The organism is Dietzia sp. HMSC21D01 (assembly GCF_001815995.1).
GTDB lineage: Bacteria > Actinomycetota > Actinomycetes > Mycobacteriales > Mycobacteriaceae > Dietzia > Dietzia cinnamea.
Map to the genome: position 1 here is coordinate 1 of NZ_KV824032.1, position 6,176 is coordinate 6,176.

The 6,176-nt window shown below is 71.1% G+C and carries 7 protein-coding genes and 1 pseudogene; all 8 read left to right on the plus strand.

Annotated features, from left to right (window positions below; genetic code table 11):
* The first annotated feature begins 131 nt into the window (after positions 1 to 131).
* The 8 genes and pseudogenes from HMPREF3086_RS13585 to HMPREF3086_RS13620 all read left to right on the plus strand — a co-directional run bounded on the left by HMPREF3086_RS13585 (position 132) and on the right by HMPREF3086_RS13620 (position 6,131).
* A complete protein-coding gene (locus HMPREF3086_RS13585; RefSeq protein ID WP_070722416.1) occupies positions 132 to 1,505 on the plus strand; it encodes a glycosyltransferase family 4 protein in 1,374 nt (457 codons plus the stop codon).
* On the plus strand, positions 1,499 to 2,218 hold the full coding sequence (locus HMPREF3086_RS13590) for a class I SAM-dependent methyltransferase (RefSeq protein WP_061228413.1): 720 nt from the start codon (positions 1,499 to 1,501) through the stop codon (positions 2,216 to 2,218). Before HMPREF3086_RS13585 ends, HMPREF3086_RS13590 begins: the two co-directional genes overlap by 7 nt.
* Before the next feature lie 45 nt (positions 2,219 to 2,263).
* Positions 2,264 to 3,382 carry a prenyltransferase gene (locus HMPREF3086_RS13595; RefSeq protein ID WP_232302955.1) on the plus strand — a complete coding sequence of 373 codons (1,119 nt, stop codon included), beginning with the start codon at positions 2,264 to 2,266 and terminating at the stop codon, positions 3,380 to 3,382.
* Positions 3,383 to 3,470: 88 nt separating this feature from the next.
* Positions 3,471 to 3,814, plus strand: a pseudogene (locus HMPREF3086_RS13600) (LLM class flavin-dependent oxidoreductase); the annotation flags it as partial.
* A gap of 109 nt (positions 3,815 to 3,923) precedes the next feature.
* Complete coding sequence (locus tag HMPREF3086_RS13605) at positions 3,924 to 4,280, plus strand: hypothetical protein (protein ID WP_070722417.1); 357 nt, start codon at positions 3,924 to 3,926, stop codon at positions 4,278 to 4,280.
* Positions 4,277 to 5,305, plus strand: coding sequence for a pirin family protein (locus tag HMPREF3086_RS13610; RefSeq protein ID WP_070722420.1), 1,029 nt, complete (start codon positions 4,277 to 4,279; stop codon positions 5,303 to 5,305). Before HMPREF3086_RS13605 ends, HMPREF3086_RS13610 begins: the two co-directional genes overlap by 4 nt.
* A gap of 12 nt (positions 5,306 to 5,317) precedes the next feature.
* A complete protein-coding gene (locus HMPREF3086_RS13615; RefSeq protein WP_007631837.1) occupies positions 5,318 to 5,674 on the plus strand; it encodes a GNAT family N-acetyltransferase in 357 nt (118 codons plus the stop codon).
* Between the two features lies 1 nt (position 5,675).
* Positions 5,676 to 6,131 (plus strand): carboxymuconolactone decarboxylase family protein, encoded by a 456-nt coding sequence (locus HMPREF3086_RS13620; protein WP_070722421.1) that lies wholly within the window; start codon positions 5,676 to 5,678, stop codon positions 6,129 to 6,131.
* Positions 6,132 to 6,176 lie beyond the last annotated feature (45 nt).

Here is a 6,176-nt window from a genome sequence, read left to right on the forward strand (position 1 = left end):
TTTCGGCGGGTCGGCTGCCCGGCCGCGTCCTTGCTGCTGGGGAACGTGTTCTAGACTTGCCCGATGTGCCCGTCGCCACTCACGGCAGTCGCGACGGCGGGGCCGATGACCGTAGAAGGAGGCGATCGATCGTGCGGATCGCGTTGCTCTCGTACAGGAGCAAACCCCACGGCGGCGGGCAGGGTGTATACGTACGCCACCTGAGCCGTGAGCTGGCGGCACTCGGCCACACCGTCGAGGTGTTCTCCGGTCAGCCGTACCCCGAGCTGGACCCGGGGCCCACGCTGACGAAGGTGCCGAGCCTGGACCTGTACAACGACGCGAACCCGTTCCGTACGCCGCGTCCCCGCGAGATCCGGGATCTCATCGACGTGCTCGAGGTGGTCACGATGTGGACCGCCGGGTTCCCGGAACCGCGGACGTTCAGCCTGCGGGCCGCGCGCACGCTGAAGGACCGGCTGGACGACTTCGACGTGGTGCACGACAACCAGTGCCTGGGCTCGGGCCTGCTGGACCTGGAGAAGGCAGGCTTCCCCGTGGTGGCCACCGTGCACCATCCCATCACCCGCGATCGCGCGCTGGCCATGAAGGAGGCCCCGCTCCGCAAGAAGATCACGACGTGGCGATGGTTCGGCTTCCTCGGCATGCAGATCCGCGTCTCCCGCAGGCTGCAGGAGATCATCACGGTCTCCAGCAACTCGGCGGAGGACATCGCGGGTGACTTCGGGGTCGACCCGGACCGGATCGTCACGATCCCGCTGGGTGTCGACACCGACCGATTCCACGACGGGCGGCGTCGCGAACCCGGCCGTCTGGTGTGCGTGGCGAGCGCCGATCAGCCGCTCAAGGGTGTCCCCGTCCTGCTGCGCGCGCTGGCGAAGGTGCGTGAGGAACACCCGGGCGTCCGCCTGACGTTGATCTCCAAGCTCAAGCCGAAGGGCGAGGCGTCGCGCCTGCTCGACAGGTTGAGGTTGCGCGATGCGGTGGACCTGGTGTCCGGGGTCGACGACGACGAGCTCGCCGAACTCGTGGGGTCCGCCGAGATCGCGGTCGTGCCGAGTATGTACGAGGGGTTCTCCCTCCCGGCGGTGGAGGCGATGTCCAGTGGCTGCGCCCTCGTGGCGACCCGGGCCGGCGCACTGCCGGAGGTGGTCGGGACGGACGACTCGGCGGCCCGCCTGGTCGAGCCCGGGGACGTCGACGCGCTGGCCCGGGAGATCAGTGCGCTGCTGTCCGATCCCGCCGAACGGGACCGGCTGTCGAAGGGTGGCCGCGCGAGGGTGATGGAGCGTTACAGTTGGGCGGCCGTCGCCCGCCGGACCGTCGAGGTCTACGAGGCGGCGATCGCCCGGGTCCGCGGCGAGGCGCTGCCGGACCTGTCGGCGGGGCCGGTCCTCGGGCCGGATCAGGCCGAGATCGACGAGCACGTCACCGACGACGCGCCCGAGGTGCTCCCGGAATCCGGTGAGTACGACATCCGTGAGCAGGAGGACGCCGCATGCTGACCGCTGACTTCGACCGTCTGGGGGTCACCCCGGGCATGCGAGCCATCGACGTGGGGGCCGGCCTCGGCCGTCACACGTTCGAGCTCTACCGGCGTGGGGCCGACGTCACAGCGTTCGACCAGAATGCCGACGAGATGCAGCAGGTCGCGGACATGCTGGCGGCCATGGAGGCCGAGGGCGAGGGCCTGCCCACGTCGAAGGGCGAGGCCGTCACCGGGGACGCCCTGGCCATGCCGTACGGGGACGCGACGTTCGACCTGGTGCTCATCTCCGAGGTCCTCGAGCACGTGCCGGAGGACACGAAGGCCATCGCGGAGCTGGTCCGGATCCTCAAGCCGGGCGGGGTCGCCGCGGTGACCGTGCCGCGGGAGTGGCCGGAGAAGCTGTGCTGGAAGCTGTCGGACGCCTACCACTCCAACCCGGGCGGGCACTGCCGGATCTACACGGCCGAGGAACTCGGCTACAAGCTGCGCGCCGCGGGCCTCGAGGTGACGGGCACCGGATACGCCCACGCGCTGCACGCGCCGTACTGGTGGCTCAAGTGCGCGGTCGGCACGGAGAACGAGGATCATCCGCTGCCGAAGGCGTACCACAAGCTGCTCGTGTGGGACCTCATGAAGGGCCCGTGGGTCACACGCACCGCCGAGAAGCTGCTCAACCCGGTCATGGGCAAGTCGATCGTGTTCTACCTGCGCAAGCCCGTGGAGGCCTGATCGTCCGTGCAGTCACACAACAACGGCGTGTCCCGCCCGGGGCCGGTGACCGTGGTGGCCGGTGACCGGCCGGTGCCCAGCGTGCCGGGCGTCCTCGACGCCGACGCGGTCCGGGCCACCGGGCAGTGGATCGCCTCGGTCCAGAAGCCGAACGGTGAGATCCCGTGGTTCACCGGTGGGCACACCGACCCGTGGGACCACGTCGAGTCGGCGATGGGTCTGTCCGTCGCCGGCCAGTGGGAGGCCGCCGAGCGGGCCTACGGGTTCCTCCGCGACTCCCAGCGCCCGGACGGTTCGTGGCCGATCAAGTGGCAGGACGGCCGGATCGTGGACGGCGACGTCGACTCGAACTTCTGCGCCTACGTCGCGGTCGGGGTCTGGCACCACCACCTGGTCACCGGCACCCCGGGGTTCCTGGAGTCGATGTGGCCGACCGTGCGGCGTGCGCTCGACCTGGTGCTGACGTTCCAGGGCCCGGAGGGGCAGATGTGGTGGGGCGCCGGCCCCGAGGGCTTCTGCGAGGAGGCCCTGGTCACGGGGTCGTCGAGCGTCCACCACTCGCTGCGCTGCGGTGTCGCGATCGCCGAGGAGCTGGGGGAGACGGCGCCGGACTGGGACGCGGCCGCCGACCGGCTGGGCCACGCGCTGCGCGCGCACCCGGAGCTGTTCACGCCCAAGGACGAGTTCTCCATGGACTGGTACTACCCGGTCCTGGCCGGTGTCATGGTGGGGGAGCAGGCGCAGGCCCGGCTCGACTCCCGCTGGGACGACTTCGTGGTGGACGACCTCGGTATCCGCTGCGTCGACCACCGTCCGTGGGTCACGGGCGCGGAGACATGCGAGCTGGTGCTCGCGCTCGAGGCCGCGGGTCGGCACGAGCAGGCGCTGCAGCAGTTCACCAACATGCAGCACCTGAGGGATGACGACGGTTCGTACTGGACCGGCCTGGTCTTCGCGGACGGCAAACGGTGGCCCGTCGAGCTGAGCACATGGACCGCCGCGGTGGTGCTGCTGGCCGCTGACGCGCTGTCGCGCACCACGCCGGGCAACGAGATCTTCCGGTACGTCTCGGACCACACCATGCAGCGCCTGCGGTCGCAGCCGGGTGACCCCGCGGACTGTGCGCCGGGCGAGGCCTGCCCGACCGCCGTCGTCGCGCGTTAGTCTGTCGCCACGCCTCCGCTGGACACCTGTCTGGTCAGGTGTCGGCGTGGGTGGGGGTGGCGACGCAGACCGGGGAGTGCGCATGGAAGTGACCTCGACCATCCGGCTGGGCACGGCCGTGTCCATCCCGGTGGAGAGCGATCCCATCACGCTGGCCAAGACCATCGCCTCCGTCGACAACCTCTCCGACGGCCGGGCCGTCCTGGGCGTGGGCTACGGCTGGAACCTCGACGAGATGGCGGCCACAACGTTCCGCCGAAGCGCCGTCGCACAATGCTGCGCGAGTACCTCGAGGCGATGCGCGAGCTCTGGACCCACGACGAGGCCGAGTACCACGGCGAGTTCGTCGACTTCGGGCCCAGCTGGGCCTGGCCCAAGCCCGCCCGGACGCCCGGCCCGCTCACTCTGGTGGGCGCGGCAGGGAACGAGAAGAAGGTCCTGGGCTACGTCGACCGACTGGCCGGCAAGCTCTGCCTCGGGGGCACGGTCTGAGCCGCCGGTAGCGCCCCACCCGGGCCGGTTCCGCCGGTACCGTCGTGGTATGGACCACAGTGACCCGGTCGCTCCCGTCGTCGTCATCACCGGGGCCGGCGGGACGGGGATCACGCCGGTAGCCGCGGACGTCACCGACCCCGACTCCCTCTCCACTCTGGCCGACCGCGTGCGGGCCGACTTCGGTCGACTCGACCTCGTCGTCACCTTCGCGGGGATCCTGGGGATCGGCCCGCTCGCCGCCCTGCGCCGCGGACTGACCCGTCGCCTGCTGGACCACCTGCCGGTGCCGCTGGTCGACAAGGCGCTCGTCCTCGCGCTGGGCGGGAAGATCAACGCCCGGAAGCTCGAGATGCGGCGGCAGGAGGCCGACGCCCGTGAGCAGATGCGGGAGGTAGCCGAATGACCAACCTCGACCCCCGGCCCGAGGAGATCGAGTGCGAGGCCGGCGGCGCGCCCGACGGGCCACGGCCCGGCGGCGCCGCCGTGGAGATCATCACGGCCCGCGACGTCCCCCTGGGCGGACCGCGCGCGATGACCGTCCGCCGGACCCTTCCGCAGAGACAGCGGTCCCTCGTCGGCGCCTTCTGCTTTGTCGACCACTACGGGCCCGACGACGTCTCCGTCAGCGGCGGCATGGACGTCCCCTCGCACCCGCACACCGGCCTGCAGACCGTGAGCTGGCTGTTCGAGGGCAACATCACCCACCACGACTCCGGCGACAACCACGGCGTCGTGAGGCCCGGGGAGGTCAACCTCATGACCGCCGGGTCGGGCATCTGCCATACCGAGGTGTCGACCCAGGACACCACCATGCTGCACGGAGTGCAGCTCTGGACGGTGCTCCCCGAGTCGCACCGCGAGGTGGGCGGCCGCAGGTTCGACCACTTCGTGCCCGACACGGTCCATCTCGAGGGCGGATCGATGCAGGTCTTCATGGGGTCACTGATGGGCTCGTCGTCGTCGGTCCCCACCTACACGCCCCTCGTCGCGGCGGAGATCCGGCTCGACCCCGGCGCCGAGCTGACCGCCGACGTGGACCCGGAGTTCGAACACGGCCTGCTCGCGGACAGCGGCGACCTCACGCTCGAGGGGGTGCGCGTCGCGGTGACCGAACTCGCCTACACGGGCGTCGGCGAGACCACGCTGACCATCCGCAACACCGGGTCGACGCCCGGACGCGCGGTCCTCATCGGTGGCACGCCGTTCTCCGAGGAGATCATCATGTGGTGGAACTTCATCGGGCGGACGCACGACGAGATCGCCCATTACCGCGAGCTGTGGGAGGCCGGCTCCGACCGCTTCGGCCGCGTGGACGGCTACATCGGCCACGACCCGCAGGGTCTGACCCGGCTGCCCGCGCCCGCACTGCCCAACACCACGCTCAGGCCGCGGGTCAATCCCGACCCGCGCGCACGGACCACCGAGTAGGGGAGGACACCGATGACCGAGTACACCGACAAGAACGGCACCACCGTGACCGTGGAGCGCTCCGACTCGCGCGAGGCGTTCGAGATCCGGGACGCCTCCGGCGAGGTTGCCGGCCACGCCGACTTCCGCGATATCGGCGGGGAGCGCATCTTCCACCACACCGTGGTCGGGGAGGAGTTCGGGGGCCGGGGTCTCGGTACCGCGCTCGTCCGCGGAGCGGTCGAGGCGACCCGCGACGAGGGAGTGACGATCGTCCCCGTGTGCTCGATGGTGGAGGGCTTCCTCGGCAAGAACGCCGACGAGTTCGCGGGGGCGTACCGTGACGCCACCGACGACGACCGCGCCCGGGTCGGCGCGGAGGACGGCTGACGTGGGGGTCCCGCAGCTGGACCGGACCCAGCGCGAGGTCTACAAACAGCTCGTCCGCACCGCCGTCGCGTCCCGGCAGGCGTCCCGCGAGGCCGGGCTGGAGGAGGCGCTGCTCGAACTGGTCAACGTGCGCGTGTCGCAGATCAACGGCTGCGCGGCCTGCCTGGCCACCCACGTCCCCGCCGCCCGCGAGGCCGGGGTGTCGCAGGGGCGGCTCGACCTGCTGCCCGCATGGCGAGAACTCGACGCCTTCGGCGACGCCGAGCGGGCGGCGTTGCGCCTGGCCGAGACGTTGACACGCCTGGACGACGTCGACGAACGCGCTGCCGCGACGGCGGCCGCCGCCGACCACTTCTCCGACGAACAGCTCTCGGCGCTGGAGTGGACGATCGTGCTCATCAACGCCTTCAACCGGGTGTCGATCGCCAGTCACCACCAGCCGGGTATCGAGGACTGAGCCGGCCGCCCGCCCCGGGCGCGGCGACCGCCGCCGCCCGGGGAC